The following is a 19246-nucleotide window of genomic DNA, read 5'->3' on the forward strand; positions in this document are numbered from 1 at the left end:
AGTGATGCAGTAAGTAAGACCACTGTGGGAGCGAGCTTGCTCGCGAAGACGATGTATCAGGCGCACGGTTTTCGAAGGCTGTATCGGCCCTCGCTCCCACGGAGCGCGTGCAGGCGCTCCATCGAGTGGATGCGGTGAGACCCTTGTGGAAGTGGCTAGCAACACCCGCCTGAAGCCAGGTCCTTGAGGATCGGGCAGTCGGGGCGGTCGTCGCCTTGGCAGTGTTCCACCAGTTCCTGAAGCGTGTCGCGCAGGCTCGCCAGTTCGTCGATTTTGCGGTTCAGCTCGGCGATGTGCTGGCGGGCCAATGCCTTGACGTCGGCGCTGGCTCGCTGGCGGTCCTGCCAGAGGGTCAGTAGTTTGCCGACCTCTTCCAGCGAAAACCCCAGGTCCCTTGACCGCTTGATGAACGCCAGCGTGTGCAGATCGTCCGCGCTGTACAGGCGATAGCCGCTGTCGCTGCGATGCGCTGCCTGCAGCAGGCCGATGGACTCGTAATAGCGGATCATCTTCGCGCTCAAGCCACTGCTTTTCGCCGCCTGACCGATATTCATGGTGCGTCCTCCAGGTCGCGGGGTTTCCAGGTTTTCAGCAGCAGCGCATTGCTCACCACGCTGACACTCGACAGCGCCATGGCCGCGCCCGCCAATACCGGATTGAGATAGCCCAGCGCCGCGAGGGGAATGCCGATCAGGTTGTAGACGAACGCCCAGAACAGGTTCTGGCGGATTTTCGCGTAGGTCCTTCGGCTGATGTCCAGTGCCGCCGGAACCAGTCGCGGGTCGCCGCGCATCAGGGTAATACCCGCTGCATGCATGGCGACATCGGTCCCGCCGCCCATCGCGATACCGACATCAGCCGCCGCCAGCGCCGGCGCGTCGTTGATGCCGTCACCGACCATCGCCACCACATGGTGGCTTTTCAGTTGAGTGACAGTGGCCGCCTTGTCAGCAGGCAATACTTCCGCATGCACGTCGTTTATTCCAAGTGCCCTGGCAACCACCTGAGCACTGCCACGGTTATCGCCGGTCAACAGATGGCTGGTGATGCCCCGCGCATTCAGCGCTTTGATCGCCTGATCGGTTCCGGGCTTGAGCGTGTCACCAAAGGCAAACATACCGATCACCTTCGGCTCCGGAGCCTGCTCGATCAGCCACGACAGCGTGCGCCCCTCGGCTTCCCAGATGCGTGCGGACTCGGCCAGGTCGCCCATTGGCAGGCCGCTTTCCTCCAGCAAACGTCGATTGCCCAGCGCCAGTTCAAGGCCTTCAACGGTGCCAGCGATGCCCCGACCGCTCAGGACGCGGCTGTTTTGCGCGGCATCAGGCTTGAGTTGCCATTCATGACAGACATCCAGCACGGCTCGGGCCAAGGGGTGTTCACTGCCGCGTTGCAGTGCGCCTGCCAGTTGCAGGAGGTGTTCTTCATTGCCCAGCACCGCGCTCATGTTGGTGATACGCGGCGTGCCCGAAGTCAGCGTGCCGGTTTTGTCGAACACCACCGCATCAACCTCGTGAGCCCGCTCCAGTGCCTCGGCGTCCTTGATCAGAATGCCGTAACGCGCTGCCACGCCGGTCCCGGCCATGATCGCTGTCGGAGTCGCCAGGCCCAGAGAGCAAGGGCAGGCGATCACCAGTACGGCGACGGCATTGATCAGCGCGACTTCAAGCGAGGCACCGACCAGCAGCCAGCCGGCCAGTGTGAATAAGGCAATCACCAACACGGTGGGCACGAACACCTGGCTGACTTTATCCACCAGTTTCTGGATCGGAGCCTTGCCTGCCTGTGCGTCTTCGACCAGACGAATGATGCGCGCCAGCACCGTTTCCGCGCCCAGCGCCGTGGTCCTGATCAGCAACTGGCCTTCGCCATTGATTGCCCCGCCGGTGACCTTGTCGCCCGGTTGCTTGACCACCGGCAGGCTTTCGCCGGTGATCAGCGCTTCGTCAGCATGGCTGCGGCCTTCGACCACTTCGCCGTCCACCGGAAAGCGTTCGCCGGGTTTGACCAGCACCCGATCATCGAGCTGCAGCGCGCTTATCGCCACGTCCTGTTCGAGGCCGTCGACCACCCGCAGGGCGCGCTCCGGGCGCAGTGCTTCAAGGGCGCGGATGGCACTGGCGGTCTGGCGCTTGGCGCGGCTTTCCAGGTATTTGCCCAACAGCACCAGCGCGATCACCACCGCCGATGCTTCGAAATACAGGTGCGGCGTCGTTCCGGGCGCAGCGTGCAGCCATTGATAGACGCTCAGGCCGTAGCCGGCGCTGGTACCGATCGCGACCAGCAGGTCCATATTGCCGGCACCTGCGCGCACGGCTTTCCAGGCGGCCACGTAAAAGCGTGCGCCAAGGATGAGCTGCACCGGCGTCGCCAGTGCAAATTGCACCCACGCAGGCAGCATCCAGTGCACGCCCAGCGGTGACAACAACATTGGCAGGATCAACGGCAGCGCCAGCACGATGGCCAGCAGCAAGGCCCAGCGTTCGTGATGCAGGTGACGGGCTTTCTGGTCGGCTTCGGCGTGACGATCCTGGCTTAGCGTGGCGCCATAACCGGCACGGCTGACGGCGTCGATCAGGGTTTGCGGATCGGTGTGCGCTGCAGTGTCTACATGGGCGCGCTCATTGGCCAGGTTGACCGTCACGCTGTTGACCCCCGGCACTTTGGCCAGGGCACGCTCGACCCGACCTGCGCAACTGGCGCAGGTCATGCCGCTGATAGGCAGGTCGAAGGTGGTGGTGTCTTGCATGTGAATCACTCCCTGAGGCTGGCTACCTGCAAGGATCAACCTTGCCATACGGGCAAGGTCAAGCGCGAATCAATAGTTGAGGTCAGCCTTCTTGAGGTACATCCCGTTCAGGTCGGCGGCGATGCGGTACTTGAGGATGTCCCCCGCGCGCAGCTGGATCTTGGTGCTGCGCGGCGCTTCCATGCCGGGCTCACAGCCCACGACATTGCCGCGCAGAGTGCTCAGCCGCACCGAGACTTCACCGGCAGGCAGGTTGAAGGACACCGAGTCTTCCTGGTACAGCCTCCCGGCCAGACGGTCCTGAACGTAGATGCCGATCTCGCAGGAAGTCGCGACTTCCAGGCGCTCTCGGGAAATGATCAGGATGCCGTAGTCCTGAGCTGCCTGAGTGGCAGGTGTGATAGCCAGGAAACCGAGAATGCTGAAGAGGCTGACTGCTGACCAGCGCATCGCTGATACTCCTGATGTAAATGTGGCTGACGGTATAGGTGTCGATATCTCAGCTTGGCTCACGATTACGCCGAATGCCAGCCCGGCAGCAATGGCAGAAACTTGACCTTGCCATGATGACAAGGTTGAAGATGCTCGCTGTTCATCACTGAAGGAGTGACACCATGCAGTTATTCAACGTTCAAGGCATGACCTGCGGGCATTGTGTTCGCGCAGTGACAGAGGCAATCAAGAATGACGACCCGAGTGCCGATGTTCAGGTCGAACTGGCCAGCAAGCAGGTCAAGGTGCAAAGCAGCCTGTCGCCCGAGCGGATTGTCAGTCTGATCAGCGAAGAGGGTTATCAGGCGCAGCCGGCATGATCAAGGCCCGGGAGATCGATGCGGTCTCCCGGTCTGTAAATATTGAAAAGTTTTGAATTAATTTCCCCGTCCGTCGTTCTCTGCAAGGTAAGCCGGTTAAACTAGACCGCTGCTCTGCATCCGTTAATGGACACCCGATGAATCTACGAACGATCCTTATCCTTGGCTCATTGAGCGCCTTCGGCCCTCTGGCCATCGACTTCTATCTTCCTGGCTTTCCAGCCATGGCCTCGTATTTCGGGACCGATGAAAAACACGTACAACTGACCCTGGCGGCCTACTTTCTGGGGCTTTCCCTGGGACAGTTGGCCTATGGTCCGGTGGCTGACCGGTTCGGTCGGCGCATTCCGCTGCTGGTCGGCGTGACCCTGTTCATGCTCGCCTCGGTCGCCTGTGCCTTTGCGCCGAGTCTTGAATGGCTGATCGCTGCACGCTTCGTGCAGGCGCTGGGCGGCTGTGCCGGGATGGTCTTGTCACGCGCCATCGTCAGCGACAAGTGCAACGCCGTCGAGTCGGCCAAGGTCTTCTCGCAATTGATGCTGGTCATGGGTCTGGCACCGATACTGGCTCCGATGCTGGGCGGCGTGCTGGTCAGCACCTTTGGCTGGCAATCGATCTTCGTCAGCCTCGCCCTGTTCAGCGGTGCCTGTCTGGCGGCGGTTGCACTGGGGTTGCCGGAAAGCATGCCGGCCACCACACCGCGCCAGCCATTGAGCGGCGCGCCTGGGCAGTACATCAATCTGTTCAAGGACGGTGTGTTCATCGGTCATGCGCTGACCGGCGGCATCGCCATGGCCGGGATGTTCGCCTACGTCGCAGGCTCGCCGTTTGTGTTCATCAAATTGTATGGCGTACCTGCCGAGCACTACGGCTGGTTGTTCGGGATGAATGCGGCGGGCTTCATTCTGGCGGCGCAGATCAACGCGCGTATTCTGCGCAAGACCGGTCCGGCGTTTTTGCTGTCTCGCACGGTCTGGATCTATCTGGCTGCGGGGCTGGTGTTGCTGGCGATCAGCTTGCTGCGCACCGAGGCGCTTTGGCCGCTGCTGGTGCCGCTGTTCATCTGCGTGGCAAGCCTGGGGTGCATCATCCCCAATGCGTCGGCCTGCGCCATGAATGGCCAGTGGGCGCGCGCGGGCAGTGCTTCGGCGTTGCTGGGTTGTCTGCAATTCAGCGTTGCCGCCGTCGCCGCCAGTCTGGTGGGCGTGCTGCATGACGGCACGGCCACGCCGATGGCGCTGGTCATCAGCCTGTGCGGCGTGCTGACCGTGGGGCTCTCGGTGCTGACGCGCCGTGCGCAGGCCCGTCGCGACGCATCGCTCCAGACCGCCTGATCGCCAAAGCGATGATGTCAGTCGCGCCGGGCGTGACTGACGTCATCGACTTCGTACGGCGCAGGCCTCTGCGACTCAGAAACCTTCCAGTACGATCTTGCCCTTGGCCTTGCCACTTTCCAGCAGGGCATGAGCGCGGCGCAGGTTTTCGGCGTTGATGGTGCCGAAGTGCTCACCGAAGGTGGTTTTCAACGTTCCGGCGTCGATCAGTTCGGCAACCCGGTTGAGCAGGTTGTGCTGCTCGATCATGTCCTCGGTTTCGAACATCGACCGCGTGTACATGAACTCCCAATGCAGCGACAGGCTCTTGCGCTTGAGCTTCGACACATCCAGCGACTTGGGATCGTCGATCAGCGCCAGCTTGCCTTGAGGCTTGAGCGCCTCGACGAGCTGATCCAGATGCTGCTCGGTCTGGGTCAGGCTGGCCACATGGGTCACGTGGTTCAGGCCGATGCGCTTGAGTTCTTCGCTCAGCGGCTTGCTGTGATCCAGCACATGGTGCGCACCCAGTTCGCTGACCCAGCTTTCGGTCTCGGGCCGCGAGGCGGTGCCGATGACTTTCAGCGATGTCAGTTTGCGCGCCAGTTGGGTGAGGATCGAACCCACGCCACCGGCGGCGCCGACGATCAGCAGGCTGTGTACGCCTTCACCTTTTTGCTGCGGGATCTGCAGTCGCTCGAACAGCAGTTCCCAGGCGGTGATGGCTGTCAGCGGCAGCGCCGCCGCATGGGCGAAGCTCAGGGTCTTGGGCATGTGGCCAACGATGCGTTCATCCACCACGTGCAGCTCGCTGTTGGCACCCGGCCGGGTCAGGGAACCTGCGTAGAACACCTTGTCGCCCGGCTTGAACAGGGTGACCTGGCTGCCGACGGCCTTCACCACACCCGCCACGTCCCAGCCGAGCACCTTGCCTGCACCGTCCTCAGGCTGGACGTTCTGGCGGATCTTGGTGTCCACCGGGTTGACGGAGATGGCCTTGACCTCGACCAGCAGATCGCGAGCGCCAGCAGTCGGCTCGGGCAGCTCGATATCCTGCAATGATTTTACGTCGCTGATGGGCAGGGACTTGTAGTACGCAATGGCTTTCATGTCAGGGGCCTCTCCGAAAGAAAATGATGAATAGAATCATTGGCTATTTCCAGTAAAGATAAAACCCGCTAAAACGGCAGGCTCTTTCAATTTTATTTTGATAATACGAGGCCTTGATGCTGCGTTTTGATGACTTGCAGTTGTTCGTACGTGCGGCGGATCTGGGCAGCCTTTCTGCCGCAGCGCGGGTCATGGACATGTCTGCGGCGGTTGCCAGCGCGGCGCTCAAGCGTATCGAACGGCAGCTGGGGACGCGCTTGCTGGCCCGTTCGACGCGCAGCCTGCGCCTGACTGCCGAAGGCGAGGGGTTTCTGGAATACGCGCGCGCTGCACTGGGCAGCCTCGAGGAGGGGCGGCGCTTGCTGGCCAGCAGCCAGGACCGTTGCGAGGGCGTGCTGCAACTTTCGGCACCTTCGGATCTGGGGCGCAACGTGCTGTTGCCGTGGCTCGACGAATTTCAACAGCAGCACCCGCAACTGACTGTGCGTCTGCTGCTGGGTGATCGTATTGCCGATCTGTTCCGCCAGCCTGTCGACGTGGCGCTGCGCTATGGCGAGCCGGAAGATTCCAGCCTGGTCGCCCTGCCGGTGTTGCCTGACAACCGCCGGGTATTGTGTGCGGCGCCGAGTTACCTGCAGCGTCATGGCGAGCCGCATCAGGTCGAGCAACTGGCGCAGCATAACTGCCTGCTGTTCATGCTTGGCGATCGCGTTCATGACCGCTGGACGCTGAACGACGGCAAGCGCGAAATCAGTCTGACGGTCAGCGGCAACCGGTTCAGCGACGATGCCGACGTCGTGCGCCGCTGGGCGGTTGCGGGCGAAGGTGTGGCGTACAAATCCTGGCTGGACGTGGCCGCAGATGTGCGGGCCGGGCACCTGAAAGTGTTGATGCCTGACCTGATCGGGGAGCGGGCGCCATTGAACCTGTTGTGCGCGCATCGGGCGCAACTCAGCAAGCCTGTCATTCTGTTACTGGAAATGCTCAGGTTACGGTGTAAGCAACATGCTGTAAGTCTGTCGTCCGCAAGCGTGTTTTAATCGCCGCGTCCCAGTAGGAAATGGCCTTCGGAAGTGTCGGAAAATATAATTTTCGAAGGTCGTTCAATAACGCGAAGTTTCGCTGCTGGAACAAAGTTGAAACTGACTGTTGTTGAGTGGATTTGGCATTTTTGTCATAGCCATTACGCTTGTCTTTTTAATCCCCTTTTGAAGTGTCGCTGCAAACCCCTTGGATAGAGGGGTTGCGGCGTAGCTGTGGGAACAACTTGGTGTTCAGGGAACGCGCCACAGTTGGGCGATTTTTTGCGTCGTGATGCATCCACGGTGTGTAAGAGGCGTTTTTCACCCCGCGGGGGCGCAGGGCATAGAGTTTATACTTGTCATTACATATAAGAGCCACGTTCAACTCTATCGAGGCGTGATTGCTTTCACCCAGTCATCACCATAGATGAATGTTTCAACAGGGAGTGAACACATGGAATACGGACCTTGCATCAGCCAGATCGCAACCTTGCTGGCCGACCCCAAGCGCAGCGCAATGATCTGGGCACTGATGGATGGTACTGCTCGCCCTGCCGATGAATTGGCAATCCTGGCGGGACTCTCGACTTCTTCTGCTGGCGCCCATCTGGCGCGGCTGACCAGTGGCGGTCTGTTGAAACAGGAGGTCCGCGGCCGCAAGCGCTTCTTTCGCCTCGCCGCGCCGGAAGTGGGGGCGGCGGTCGAGGCCTTGGCCTGTGCTTCGCTGGCCAGTGCTGAACAGATCAATCGTCGCTTTGCCCAGCCCACGCCGCCTTTGCCGCTGCGCCGCGCAAGAATCTGCTCCGATCATCTGGGTGGCGAAATGGCTGCCGAGCTTTATCAGCGCCTGTTGGAAGCCGGCTGGATAGAACAGCAGGAGAAGCGCGTGGAGGTCACCAGCAAGGGCGTGGCCAGATTTGCCGAGCGCGGCATCTACATACCCGCACTGGCGCAACGCAAGCGTGAAACGGTCTGTGTCTGTCCGAAATGGAACGATCGCAACCCGCATCTGGGTGGCGCGCTGGGGGCGGGGTTGTTGCAGCTGTTCATTCAGATGGGCTGGCTGCGCACCACTGAAGAGTCCAGCACCTTGCAGGTCTCATCCAGTGGACAGCGGGAAATCAGCAAGATCGCGGCGGCGGCCTGACGGGAGCGATGGGTGTGGCGCGCTCCACCAACATCGCACCACCGCCGCGTGCATGCAGATCCGGACGCTCTGCGTCCTCTGCGGCGCGGAGCGTGAGGAACGATGAATGTAACCTGCTCAATCCCTCTTTAGGGCTTGACCAGTCGTGCATCCAGGCTGTTTTGTGCCAGGCGTCTGGCCTGATCTTCGGTCATGCCCAGATGGGTGTACAGCGCGTGGAAGTTCTCGGTCACGTAGCCACCGAAGTAGGCCGGGTCGTCCGAGTTGACGGTGACCTTCACGCCGCGCTCGAGCATGTCGAGGATGTTGTGCTGGGCCATGTCGTCGAACACGCAAAGCTTGGTGTTGGACAGCGGGCAGACGGTCAGCGGGATCTGTTCGTCGATGATGCGCTGCATCAGCCGCTCGTCTTCGATGGCGCGCACACCGTGGTCGATGCGCTCGATCTTCAGCAGGTCCAGTGCTTCCCAGATGTATTCGGGCGGACCTTCTTCCCCGGCGTGGGCCACGGTCAGGAAGCCCTCGTTGCGCGCGCGATCGAACACACGCTGAAACTTGCTTGGCGGGTGACCCATTTCCGAGCTGTCGAGGCCCACGGCGACGAACGCATCACGGAACGGCAGCGCCTGATCGAGGGTTTTTTCGGCTTCTTCCTGGGACAGGTGACGCAGGAAGCTCAGGATCAGGCCGCTGTCGACGCCCAGCTTCGACTTGCCGTCTTTCAGCGCACCGGTAATCCCGGCCAGTACCACTTCGAACGGGATGCCACGGTCGGTGTGGGTCTGCGGATCGAAGAACGGTTCGGTGTGGACAACGTTCTGTGCCTTGCAGCGCAGCAGGTAGGCCCAGGTCAGGTCGTAGAAGTCCTGCTCGGTGCGCAATACATCTGCGCCCCGGTAATACAGATCGAGGAATTCCTGCAGGTTGTTGAAGGCATACGCCTTGCGCAGGGTTTCGACGTCATCCCACGGCAGGGCAATCCTGTTGCGCTCGGCCAGGGCGAACAGCAACTCGGGTTCCAGCGAGCCTTCGAGGTGCAAGTGCAGTTCTGCCTTGGGCAGGGCGTTCAACCAGTCGTACATATTCTTTTCTCATCAGGTGCAGATCCCGGGCATTCTACAGATGCACGTCGCTGCGCAGGGTAAAACCTGACCGAACGTTCAACTTGCCTCCTGTTCGCGGCGATAAGCGTAGGTATCCGCGAAGCGCGACAGCAGAAATTCGGCGCAGGTGGTCACCGGATAGCGGGCCGGATGATCGTCGCTCTGGCAGCCGGGCAGGCATTCGATGCGCGTGTCGGGGTGCGGTTCGGCGAAGAACGGCATGGAGTAGCGATCAACCCCGAGCGGGCTGATAACTCGGTGCGGCGTGGACAGATAACGATCATTGCTCCAGCGCGCCATCATGTCGCCCAGATTGACCACGAAGGTGCCGTCGAGCGGTGGCGCGTCGATCCATTCGCCACGCACATCACGCACCTGCAAGCCGCCCGCCATGTCCTGATACAGCAAGGTGATGCAGCCATAATCGGTGTGCGCGCCTGCGCCTTGTTGCTCGGCGGAGGTCGCCGTATCACGCGGCGGGTAATGAATCATGCGCAGCACGCTGACCGGGTCCTTGAAGCGCTGATCGAAGAAATCGCGCTCGATGCCCAGTGCCAGGGTCATGGCGCGCAGCAGGGTTTGCGCCAGCGCCTGCATGTCCAGATAGTGTTGCTCCATCAGCGCTTCCCAGCCGGGAATGTCCGGATGCCGGTTTGGCCCGCGCAGCGATTTGCCCGCCAGCACGTCGGGATGACGGGCATCCAGGTGCAGGCCCATGTCGAAGGTTTCCTTGAGGTCGCTCGGCAGGCTGGGGTCCAGTTGTTCGGTGGCGATGGCGCCGTAGCCGCGATGGTGCGTGCTTTGGGTGATATCGATCAGGAGCTTTTCAGCTGCCGGCCGGGCAAAGAAATCCTTCGCTGCCGATTGCACTTGCTCGATGCGTTGCGCGCTGATCGGGTGGCCCTTGATGTAAAAGAAGCCCCATTCCCGACAGGCGCTGTCGATCTGTCGGGCGACATCCTGCCAGGCCTGAGTGTCCGTACCGTATAGCGGGGCGATGTCGATGACGGGAAGCTGGTCCATTAACCGGTCCTGAAAGGGAAGTGTCGATGATCGTGCCTGGCGCGGCAGGCACGATGGTCAGGCAGCTGACGGGCTGATTACTTCGGCAGCTCGGCCTTGATGCCTTCGACGTAGTAGTTCATCGATGCCAGCTCGGCGTTGGTCGCGACCACGCCGTCAGCAATTTTCACAGTGCCGTTCTGGTCCTTGATCGGGCCGGTGAACGGGTGGAATTCGCCGCTTTCGATGCTGGCGATGATCTTCTGCGCTTCGGCTTTCACGTCAGCAGGCACCACGTCGCTGATCGGCAATTCGACCGTTCCTTCTTTCAGGCCGCCCCAGTAATCCTGTGGTTTCCAGGTGCCCGCGATGGCGCCTTCGGCGGCCTGAATGTAATGCGGGCCCCAGTTGTTGACGATGGAGGTCAGCACTGCTTTCGGTCCGAAGTGAGCCATGTCCGAGGCATAGCCGACGGCGTACACGCCGCGACGCTCGGCGGTCTGGATCGGCGCAGGGCTGTCGGTGTGCTGGAACACCACGTCCACGCCCTGATCGATCAGCGCGTTGGCCGCATCGGCTTCCTTGCCCGGATCGAACCAGGAGTTGACCCACACCACCTTGATCTCGGTGCCCGGGTTGTACTTGTTCAGCGCCAGCTGGATGGCGTCGATGTCGCGCAGCACTTCAGGAATCGGGAACGAGGCGACATAACCGATCTTCTTGGTCTTGGTCATCTTCGCCGCGATGTAGCCGCTCACGTAGCGACCTTCATAGGTACGGGCCAGATAAGTGCCCATGTTCTTGTCCTGCTTGTAGCCGGTCGCGTGCTCGAACTTCACCTTGGGGAACTGCTTGGCGACTTTCAGCGTGGGGTTCATGTAGCCGAACGAGGTACTGAAGATCAGGTCGTAACCGCCCTTGGCCATGTTACGGATAACCCGCTCGGCGTCTGCACCTTCCGGCACGTTTTCCACGTAGCTGCTGGTGACCTTGTCACCCAGCGCCTTGACCATCGCCTGACGGCCCTGTTCATGCTGATAGGTCCAGCCGTGGTCGCCGATAGGGCCGATGTAGACGAAGCCGACTTTCAGCGGATCGGCTGCCGAGGCGAGCAGGCTGGAGCCGAGGCCGACAACGGCGGCGACGGCGCACAGCAGTTTTTTCAGGGGACGACGTGGGTTGGTCAGGTGCATCGGGTCTAGCTCCTTGCGGTCTTGTTGGAATGCCTACCCGAGCAATGCAATTAACTGACCAACAGGACAACTTACGATGTGGGCTTGCTTCACCCTGTAGCAATAGTGCGTGTGTAGGAGCGGACTTGTCCGCGAAGGAGGTCGTTCAGACGATGCATTTTCGGAGAATACGGCAACCCTTTCGCGAACAATGCGGATCGCCGCCCCGGTCGCTCCCACGGCCTTCGGTCAGAATCTAAAACAGACTTGTGTGTAACGCGTAGTGCAGCGCGAAGGTGCAGGCGCGGTGGGCTGCGCCGCTAACTGGTGCAGCGCGTGCTGCGTTCGACGATGCACATCGGCGTGCCTGCCACGGGTTCGCGCATGATCTGCACTTGCACATCGAACACCTGGCAGACCAGCTCGGCCGTCAGCACATCGCCCGGCGCGCCGCAGGTCACCATGCGTCCGCCCTGCATGACCGCCAGATGGTCTGCGTAGCGGCAGGCCTGATTGATGTCGTGCAGCACGGTAATCACCGTCTTGCCTTCGGCGCTCAGTTCGCGCATCAGGTCCAGCAGTTCGACCTGGTGGCTGATGTCCAGATAGGTGGTCGGCTCGTCGAGCAGGACGATGGCCGCGTCCTGCGCAAGGATCATCGCCAGCCAGGCGCGTTGTCGTTGCCCGCCGGACAGATCGGACAGCGGGCGATCGGCCAGTGTGTCCAGCTCCATGCGCTGCAAGGCTTGATCGACACTGTGCTGATCGGCGCCACTCAGGCGTCCCCACAGGCTGTTGTGCGGACTGCGGCCGTACGCCACCAGTTGGCGCACGCTGACGCCTTCCGGAATCGGCAGCACTTGCGGCAGAAAAGCCACCTTGCGCGCCAGCTCGTTGGCCGACAGCTTGCCGTAGGCGGTGCCATCCAGGCTGAGACTGCCCGATTGCGGGGTGAGAATCCGTGCGAACGCCTTGAGCAGGGTGGATTTGCCGCAACCGTTTGGGCCGATCAGCGCGGTGACCTGCGCGGGCGGCGGGCTGAACGACAGGTCTTGCACGATGCGCGTCGCGCCGTAGCCGATGTCGAGTTGCTGCGCCTTCAGAATAGTCATGGGATCAACCTTTGAATCGGGCCAGCAGCCAGAGGAAATACGGAGCGCCGATCACCGCCGTGAGAATCCCGGCCGGAATTTCGCTGGGGGCGATCAGCGTGCGGCCTAGCGTATCGGCCAGCACCAGTAATAACGCGCCGAGGACCATGGAAGCGGTCAGCAGGTACTGATGATGACCGCCGACCAGACGGCGGGCCATGTGTGGTGCGACCAGACCGACGAAGCTCACCGGGCCGATAATGCCCACCCCCAGGCTGGTCAACAGCACGGCACTGCCCATCGCCAGCCAACGCGTACGCGTGAGGCCGGTGCCCAGGCTCTGCGCGGCCTCGTCACCCAGGCCGATCAGGTTCAGCGGTTTGGCCAGCAGTAGGCTGAGCGGGATCAGCAGCAGAAGCGGCGTGGCCAGCAACACATGGTGCCAGTTGCGGCTCCACAAACTGCCGGTCAGCGCCAGCAGGGCGGTGTTGATATCCAGCGGGTTGGACAGAATCAGGAATTCGGTGATGCTCGACAGCGTCACCGCAATCGCCACCCCGGACAGCGCGAAACGCACGCCGGAAAACTGCACGCGGGTGTTGTACAACGCCAGCAGCAGCGCACCCGCCGCCCCGCCCAGACACGCCACAAACGGCAGCGCCGACACCGGTAACTGCGGCAGGCCGATAATCGCAATGGTCAGCGCCAGCCCGGCACCCTGGGTGACGCCGAGGATTTCCGGCGAGGCCAGCGGATTGCGAATCACGCCTTGCACGATGGCGCCAGCCAGGCCGAACGCGCAGCCGGTCATGATCGCGATCAAGCCACGTGGCAGGCGGTGATTCCAGACCTCGAAGTCCTTGCTGTCTTGGGCGATCAGGTGATCGAGCACGGCGCCTGGTGTCAGCCACACGGTGCCAGCGCTGAGGCTCAGCAGCAGGGCGAGTGCCAGCAGCGCCCCCAACAGCAACAACCTTGAGCGCGGGTGGTTCATAGCGCACGCCTCGCCAGAAACAGAAAGAACGGCGCGCCGATCAATGCCGTCACCACCCCGGCCGGTGTTTCCACCGGGAAGGCCACGGCACGGCTGATCAGGTCCGAGGCCAGCACGATGGCCGCGCCCAGGCCGGCGCTGATCGGGATCAGCCAGCGGTAGTCATTGCCCAGCCACTGGCGAGCGATGTTCGGCGCGATCAGGCCGACAAAGCCGATCGGCCCGACCGCACAGACACTGGCGCCGACCAGCAGCAGACTGACCACGAATACCAGCAGGCGTAACGCACCGATGCGCACGCCCAGCGAACGCGCGGCGTCTTCGCCGAGGTTGATCAGGTTAAGGCGTGGCGCACAGACCACCGCCAGCACCACGCCGATCAGCGTGCACGGCCAGAGCAGTTGCAATTGTGCGGCACCGACATTGGCCAGCGACCCTGCCAGCCAGTTGAGCACGCTTTGCGCCTGCGCCTCGACGAGGATCACCGTGAGGCGGGTCAATGCAGCGCACAGTGCTGCGACGGCAACGCCTGCCAGCACCAGTCGGCCCTGAGCTGTGGCGGGTGACCAGGCACCGCCAAGACTGAACACGGTGATCCACGCCAGCGCACCGCCAAGGCAGGTCATCAGCAGCGCACCACCGGGGAGGGGCAGGGCGACCAGGCCGGTGGAAAACAGCGCCAGCCCTAATGCTGCGCCTGCGGTAACGCCAAACAATGACGGGGAGGCCAGACGGTTGCGGGTGATGCCCTGCATCAGCGCGCCGGCCACGCCCAGACAGGCACCGACCAGTGCCGCGCACAAGGCACGTGGCACGCGCAGTTGCGCGACGATGTAAGCGATATTGCCGCCCTCGCGGCCCTGTGTGATCAGCCCGTTCCAGGCATCCACCTGGCGAATGCTGAACGACGACAGGGCGAACAGCGACACCCAGAACAATCCCAGGCAGGCTGCGATGATTACGCCCGCCATCAGCCAGCGGCGCATTTACGGGTTCAGCACGGCCTTGCCGCCCTTGAGCACGGCAAGCGCATCGTCGGCGATCTGCTCGGAGGCCATGATCCCGCGATTGCGCGCCCAGCTGTCGCCATCCACTTCAGCCACCTGCTTGTTACGCACCGCGCCCAGCACCTGCCACAGCGGCTGCTTGCTCCAGCTGTCGACGATGCTCGGACGGCGATAATGGCCGACCAGCAACCAGCCCGGGTCCAGGGCCAGCAGTTGCTCCAGGCTGACGAATTCGGTGGGCGCGGCGTTTTTGCGTACTTCCGGGACTTTCAGACCAATCGCCTGCAACACGCTGCCTGCGTAAGAGTGCGGGCCGTGTACCGAGAAGCTGTCTTCGCGGGCAACGCCGAACAGCACGTTGGTGTTGGCCGGAATCTGCTCGGCGACGGTCTTCAGATGCTGGCGGTTTTCCGCGATGCGCGCCTGCATCTGCGGCCCCTTGCCCAGCGCGACGCCGATCAGTTCGGCAGACTTCAGGCTGCCTTGATAATCCTCACCGCGTGACGGCAGCATCAGCGTCGGCGCCAGGCTGGCCAGATCGTTGTACAGCGCCTGATGGCGACCGAGGTCGGCAATGATCAGGTCCGGCTTGAGCCGCGCGATCACTTCTATATTGGGTTGCGAACGCAGGCCCACCGACTGCCATTCACCGACGGCCTTGCGCACCTTGGGCAGCACGCGGTTGGCATCGCCATCGTCGGCGGCACCGACCGGCGTCACACCGACCGAAGCCAGCCCGTCGAGAAACGAAAACTCCAGCACCACCACGCGCTTGGGGGTGTCAGGCAGGTGGACTTTGTGTTGGCCGTCATCGATGTCGATAGGCGCGGCCTGGGCGACGCTCGCGATCAGGGTCAGCAGGCCGCAAGCCAGCAGATGCGGAAGTCGAAAAGCGCGCATGGCAAAGGTCCTTTCTAACAAAGCGGAATCATGAAAAACAGGCGCGCCCTGAAGGCCGCGAAGAAAACGGCGGGCACTATTGTTGAAAACGGCGGGCACTATTTCACATCGCGGCGACGGGATCAAAAGTCATTTACGCGTGAGTGCCGTTCTCATTCGGGCTATTTTATGAAACCTTTTGTCACACACGCTACTCTGACAGCCTTCACTGTTGGCCACCTTCATGTACATCCGCGGCGATGTCGCAAGGTTTGGGGAATAAAAATGGGCGCATTGCTCAAGCAAGAAAAGTTTCTGTTGCTGGCAATCATTGCCATGTTCGTCGCTTATCCACTGGAGCATGTGCTGGTAGGCAATGGTCAGGTGGTTGCGCTGGTGTCGGGGCTGGCGCTGGTCGCGTTCATCATCTGCGCCTCGATGCGCGTTGCGCATCACGCCGAGATGCTGGCGGAAAAGGTCGGCGATCCTTACGGCACGATGATCCTCACGCTGTCGGCGGTGACGGTCGAGGTGGTGATCCTGGCGATCATGATGAGCAACGAGCCGTCGCCGACGCTGGTGCGCGATACGATTTATTCGGCGGTGATGCTCGACATCAACGGCATCCTCGGTCTTGCGGCGCTGATGGGCGGTATCAAGCACGGCGAGCAGTCGTACAACGATGATTCGGCGCGCACCTACAGCGTGATGATCCTCACCGCGATGGGCGTGTCGATGGTCGTACCCGAGTTCATTCCCAAGGGTGACTGGAAGATCTATTCGGCGTTTACCATTGGCGCGATGATCCTGCTCTACACCCTGTTCCTGCGCATGCAGGTCGGGCCGCACAGTTACTTTTTCAGCTACAGCTACCCGGAAAAGAAGAAGCGTCAGAGCCAGGGCTCCAATCCGGCTGAGGAGCACGCAGAGCCGGTCAATCTGACCCGCTCAATTGCCACACTGGTTGTCGGCGTGGTGGTGATCGGTGCGCTGGCCGAAGTGATGTCGAAGACGGTTGACCTGGGCCTGGAAGGCACCGGTGCACCGCCGGTGATGACTGCCATCCTGGTCGCCGCCATCTCTGCCGCGCCCGAGATCCTCACGGCCCTGCGTGCCGCGCTGGCCAACCGCATGCAGTCGGTGGTCAACATCGCGTTGGGTGCGTCGCTGTCGACCGTGATCCTCACCGTTCCGGTGATGGAAGCCATGGCGCTTTACAGCGGCCAGCCTTTCCAGATGGCCATGACTCCGGTGCAGACCGTGATGATCCTCATCACCCTGCTGGTGTCCGCCATCAACCTCAACGACGGCGAAACCAACGCCATCGAAGGCATGACCCACTTCGTGCTGTTCGCGACGTTCATCATGCTCTCGTGTCTGGGGCTTTAGGGCCTATTGCCTATCGCTCCCACGCTCTGCGTCGCAAGAGGACGCAGAGCGTCCTGAACGGCATGCCGACGCGGAGCGTCGCACGATAGTTGAGATTATCGCCCCGCACGTTCAGCCCTGAATCAATTCCCGCGCGGCCTGGCTGTGATCGGCAATCAGTTGCTTGATGTCCAGGCCTTCGACCTGGCCGTCAATCACTCGCCATTGCCCTGCGATCATCACCCGATCGGCACGGTCCGCGCCACACAGCAGCAGCGCTGACAGCGGATCATGGCTGCCGGAAAAGCGCAGTTCGTCCAGCTTGAACAACGCCAGATCAGCCTGTTTGCCCACCGCCAGTTCACCGAGGTCAGTGCGTCCGAGCAATTGCGCCGACCCCTTGGTGGCCCAGCCCAGCACCCGCTGTGGGGTGATTTTTTCGGCGCCGTAGCGCAGGCGTTGCAGGTAAAGCGCCTGGCGGGTTTCCAGGATCATGTTCGATGCGTCGTTGGACGCCGAGCCATCGACCCCAAGCCCCAGCGGCGCGCCAGCAGCGAGCAGGTCCAGAGTCGGACAAATGCCGGAGGCCAGGCGCATGTTCGAGCTCGGGCAGTGGCAGACACCCGTACCTGCTGCGCCGAGACGAGCGATTTCGTCGGGGTTGAAGTGGATACCATGGGCCAGCCAGGTACGTGGTCCCAACCAGCCGACACTGTCCAGATAATCCACGGTGCGCAGGCCGAAGCGTTGCAGGCAGAAGTCTTCTTCGTCGAGGGTTTCGGCCAGATGGGTGTGCAGGCGCACGTCGAGTTTTTCGGCCATGGCTGCACTCTCGGCCATGATCTGCGGCGTGACCGAAAACGGCGAGCAGGGCGCCAGGGCGATCTGAATCTGCGCGCCGTCGCCACGCTGATGGTAGGTCTCGATCAAGCGCTGGCTGTCGGCCAGAATCACCTCACCCTGCTGCACGGTTTGCTGCGGCGGCAAGCCTCCATCCGCTTCGCCCAGGCTCATCGAACCGCGCGTCAGCATCGCGCGCATGCCCAGCTCCCGAACGCTCTGCACCTGAACATCGATAGCGTGTTCAAGCCCGTCGGGAAACAGATAATGATGGTCGGCAGCGGTCGTGCACCCGGACAACAACAACTCGGCCAGCGCCACCTTGCTGGCGACCGCGAGCTTCTCCGGTGTCAGGCGCGCCCATACCGGGTACAGGGTTTTCAGCCACGGGAACAACGGCTGATTGACCACTGGTGCCCAGGCCCGCGTGAGGGTTTGATAGAAGTGATGGTGCGTGTTGATCAACCCCGGTAGCAGCACATGCTCACGGGCATCGAACGTTTGATTACATTGCTTTGACGGAAGCTGCCCGGCGGCCAGCACTTCAGTGATGACGCCGCCTTCGATCACCAGACCGCCACGGGCGTCCAGGTCATTGGCAGTGAACACGGCAAGGGGATTTTTCAACCAGATACGGATCGCGGGCATGGGCCGGCTCCTCTGAAAGACAGGTTCAGGTTAGCCAGCTCAGTGTTGCCCTGTCTGCTGATCCAGGGTCGCCGGGGTCAGGTGCGCCCCGGCGAAGGACGGCGATTCTAGTCGAGCGACCGGTTACCAGGCAATCGTCTTGCCCTGGTAGTCGATGAAGTGATGGCCGCCTTTGCCGGCGTAGGCATTGAGCTGTTCGACCAGCCCGGTGGTGCTGGTCATGACGTCGATGGCGGCATTTTCGCCGCCCATGTCGGTCTTCACCCAACCCGGATGCATCGACAGTACGGTAGGACGGTTCTCGCCCAGCTCTGTAACGAAGGTATTGGTCATCGAATTGAGCGCGGCTTTGCTCGCCTTGTACAGCGCAAGGTTGGCGCCATCCGGGCAAGTGACGCTGCCCAGCCACGAACTCATGAACGCCAGAACGCCCGTGCCGGGACGAATTTGATCGACGAAGCGCTCGGCCAGACGAATCGGTGCCACAGCGTTGGTCAGGAACAATTGCCCGAGCTCGGCAGCGGTCGACTTCGCAGCGCTCTGGTGTGCCGCGCCGCTGATGCCGGCATTGACGAACAGCACGTCGAACACCTCACCGCGCAGCTTCTGGACCAGCACTTCAAGCGAGGCGGTTTCGTCCAGATCCACCGCTTCGATGCGCACGCCCTCGACTGCTTTCAGGTTTTCGGCATTTTGCGGATCACGTACGGTGGCGGTGACGTGCCAGCCCTGTTCGGTCAAGCGCTGCACCAGCCCGAGCCCCAGGCCACGCGAAGCACCGATGATCAGAGCGGTTTTCTTGGTAGTGGTCATGAATGATTCCTTGGCAGATTGAGAGACAGACTCCATGGCAGTGCCAGCAAGGCCTCTCGAAAGTTTCGACCTTGCAGCGTACTCCTGCCCATGACCTGTTGGAATCTTCGCGAGCCGAAAACGTTCAGGGGAATCACTGGAACGGCACGCCTGATAGTTTCAGGATTATCGTTCCG

At 61.8% G+C, this 19246-nt stretch carries 18 protein-coding genes; 5 read left to right on the forward strand and 13 right to left on the reverse strand.

Annotated elements, in window-relative coordinates:
• Positions 1-155: 155 nt before the first annotated feature.
• The 3 genes from cueR to LIX91_RS25130 form a co-directional block, all read right to left on the reverse strand.
• Positions 156-554, reverse strand: coding sequence for a Cu(I)-responsive transcriptional regulator (gene cueR, locus LIX91_RS25120; protein WP_046237116.1), 399 nt, complete (start codon positions 552-554; stop codon positions 156-158).
• Complete coding sequence (locus tag LIX91_RS25125; protein WP_100072757.1) at positions 551-2749, reverse strand: heavy metal translocating P-type ATPase; 2199 nt, start codon at positions 2747-2749, stop codon at positions 551-553. The genes cueR and LIX91_RS25125 overlap by 4 nt, the downstream gene beginning before the upstream one ends.
• Before the next feature lie 69 nt (positions 2750-2818).
• Positions 2819-3199: a hypothetical protein gene (locus LIX91_RS25130; RefSeq protein WP_003318651.1), complete on the reverse strand. Its 381-nt coding sequence runs from the start codon at positions 3197-3199 to the stop codon at positions 2819-2821.
• 164 nt (positions 3200-3363) lie between these two features.
• Here LIX91_RS25130 and LIX91_RS25135 point away from each other — a divergent pair, with 164 nt between their 5' ends.
• Positions 3364-3561 (forward strand): heavy-metal-associated domain-containing protein, encoded by a 198-nt coding sequence (locus tag LIX91_RS25135; protein ID WP_003414616.1) that lies wholly within the window; start codon positions 3364-3366, stop codon positions 3559-3561.
• 137 nt (positions 3562-3698) lie between these two features.
• Complete coding sequence (locus LIX91_RS25140) at positions 3699-4895, forward strand: multidrug effflux MFS transporter (protein WP_003414619.1); 1197 nt, start codon at positions 3699-3701, stop codon at positions 4893-4895.
• A 75-nt stretch (positions 4896-4970) separates the two neighbouring features.
• Here the strand turns inward: LIX91_RS25140 and LIX91_RS25145 are convergent, their stop codons facing one another.
• Positions 4971-5984 (reverse strand): zinc-binding alcohol dehydrogenase family protein, encoded by a 1014-nt coding sequence (locus LIX91_RS25145; RefSeq protein ID WP_226489383.1) that lies wholly within the window; start codon positions 5982-5984, stop codon positions 4971-4973.
• 116 nt (positions 5985-6100) lie between these two features.
• Here LIX91_RS25145 and LIX91_RS25150 point away from each other — a divergent pair, with 116 nt between their 5' ends.
• Positions 6101-7024, forward strand: a complete 924-nt coding sequence (locus LIX91_RS25150; RefSeq protein ID WP_003414623.1) for a LysR family transcriptional regulator — start codon at positions 6101-6103, stop codon at positions 7022-7024.
• 436 nt (positions 7025-7460) lie between these two features.
• Positions 7461-8153 carry an ArsR/SmtB family transcription factor gene (locus LIX91_RS25155; protein ID WP_003393423.1) on the forward strand — a complete coding sequence of 231 codons (693 nt, stop codon included), beginning with the start codon at positions 7461-7463 and terminating at the stop codon, positions 8151-8153.
• Positions 8154-8281: 128 nt separating this feature from the next.
• On the opposite strand, the gene LIX91_RS25160 is transcribed toward LIX91_RS25155, so the two are convergent.
• From LIX91_RS25160 to LIX91_RS25190, 7 genes are all read right to left on the reverse strand, one after another.
• The gene (locus tag LIX91_RS25160; RefSeq protein ID WP_003414626.1) at positions 8282-9235 is read right to left on the reverse strand and encodes an adenosine deaminase; all 954 of its coding nucleotides are present in this window, start codon (positions 9233-9235) and stop codon (positions 8282-8284) included.
• A gap of 78 nt (positions 9236-9313) precedes the next feature.
• Positions 9314-10279, reverse strand: a complete 966-nt coding sequence (locus tag LIX91_RS25165) for a 2-oxoglutarate and iron-dependent oxygenase domain-containing protein (RefSeq protein WP_226489384.1) — start codon at positions 10277-10279, stop codon at positions 9314-9316.
• 77 nt (positions 10280-10356) lie between these two features.
• Positions 10357-11451, reverse strand: a complete 1095-nt coding sequence (locus LIX91_RS25170; RefSeq protein ID WP_003347966.1) for a BMP family ABC transporter substrate-binding protein — start codon at positions 11449-11451, stop codon at positions 10357-10359.
• A 299-nt stretch (positions 11452-11750) separates the two neighbouring features.
• Positions 11751-12542, reverse strand: coding sequence for a Fe(3+) dicitrate ABC transporter ATP-binding protein FecE (fecE, locus tag LIX91_RS25175; RefSeq protein ID WP_226489385.1), 792 nt, complete (start codon positions 12540-12542; stop codon positions 11751-11753).
• Between the two features lie 4 nt (positions 12543-12546).
• Complete coding sequence (locus tag LIX91_RS25180) at positions 12547-13515, reverse strand: iron chelate uptake ABC transporter family permease subunit (RefSeq protein WP_226489386.1); 969 nt, start codon at positions 13513-13515, stop codon at positions 12547-12549.
• On the reverse strand, positions 13512-14501 hold the full coding sequence (fecC, locus tag LIX91_RS25185) for an iron-dicitrate ABC transporter permease FecC (RefSeq protein ID WP_226489387.1): 990 nt from the start codon (positions 14499-14501) through the stop codon (positions 13512-13514). Before fecC ends, LIX91_RS25180 begins: the two co-directional genes overlap by 4 nt.
• Complete coding sequence (locus tag LIX91_RS25190) at positions 14502-15422, reverse strand: Fe(3+) dicitrate ABC transporter substrate-binding protein FecB (RefSeq protein ID WP_003414636.1); 921 nt, start codon at positions 15420-15422, stop codon at positions 14502-14504.
• Positions 15423-15686: 264 nt separating this feature from the next.
• Between LIX91_RS25190 and LIX91_RS25195 the strand changes: the two genes are divergently transcribed.
• Entirely contained in the window at positions 15687-16790 is a 1104-nt protein-coding gene (locus LIX91_RS25195; RefSeq protein ID WP_003414637.1) for a calcium:proton antiporter, read from the forward strand.
• A gap of 111 nt (positions 16791-16901) precedes the next feature.
• Here the strand turns inward: LIX91_RS25195 and LIX91_RS25200 are convergent, their stop codons facing one another.
• Positions 16902-18257, reverse strand: coding sequence for an 8-oxoguanine deaminase (locus tag LIX91_RS25200; RefSeq protein ID WP_226489388.1), 1356 nt, complete (start codon positions 18255-18257; stop codon positions 16902-16904).
• 123 nt (positions 18258-18380) lie between these two features.
• Entirely contained in the window at positions 18381-19070 is a 690-nt protein-coding gene (locus LIX91_RS25205) for an SDR family oxidoreductase (RefSeq protein WP_003414639.1), read from the reverse strand.
• Between the last annotated feature and the right edge of the window lie 176 nt (positions 19071-19246).

It is taken from the genome of Pseudomonas sp. B20, assembly GCF_020515755.1.
GTDB lineage: Bacteria > Pseudomonadota > Gammaproteobacteria > Pseudomonadales > Pseudomonadaceae > Aquipseudomonas > Aquipseudomonas syringae.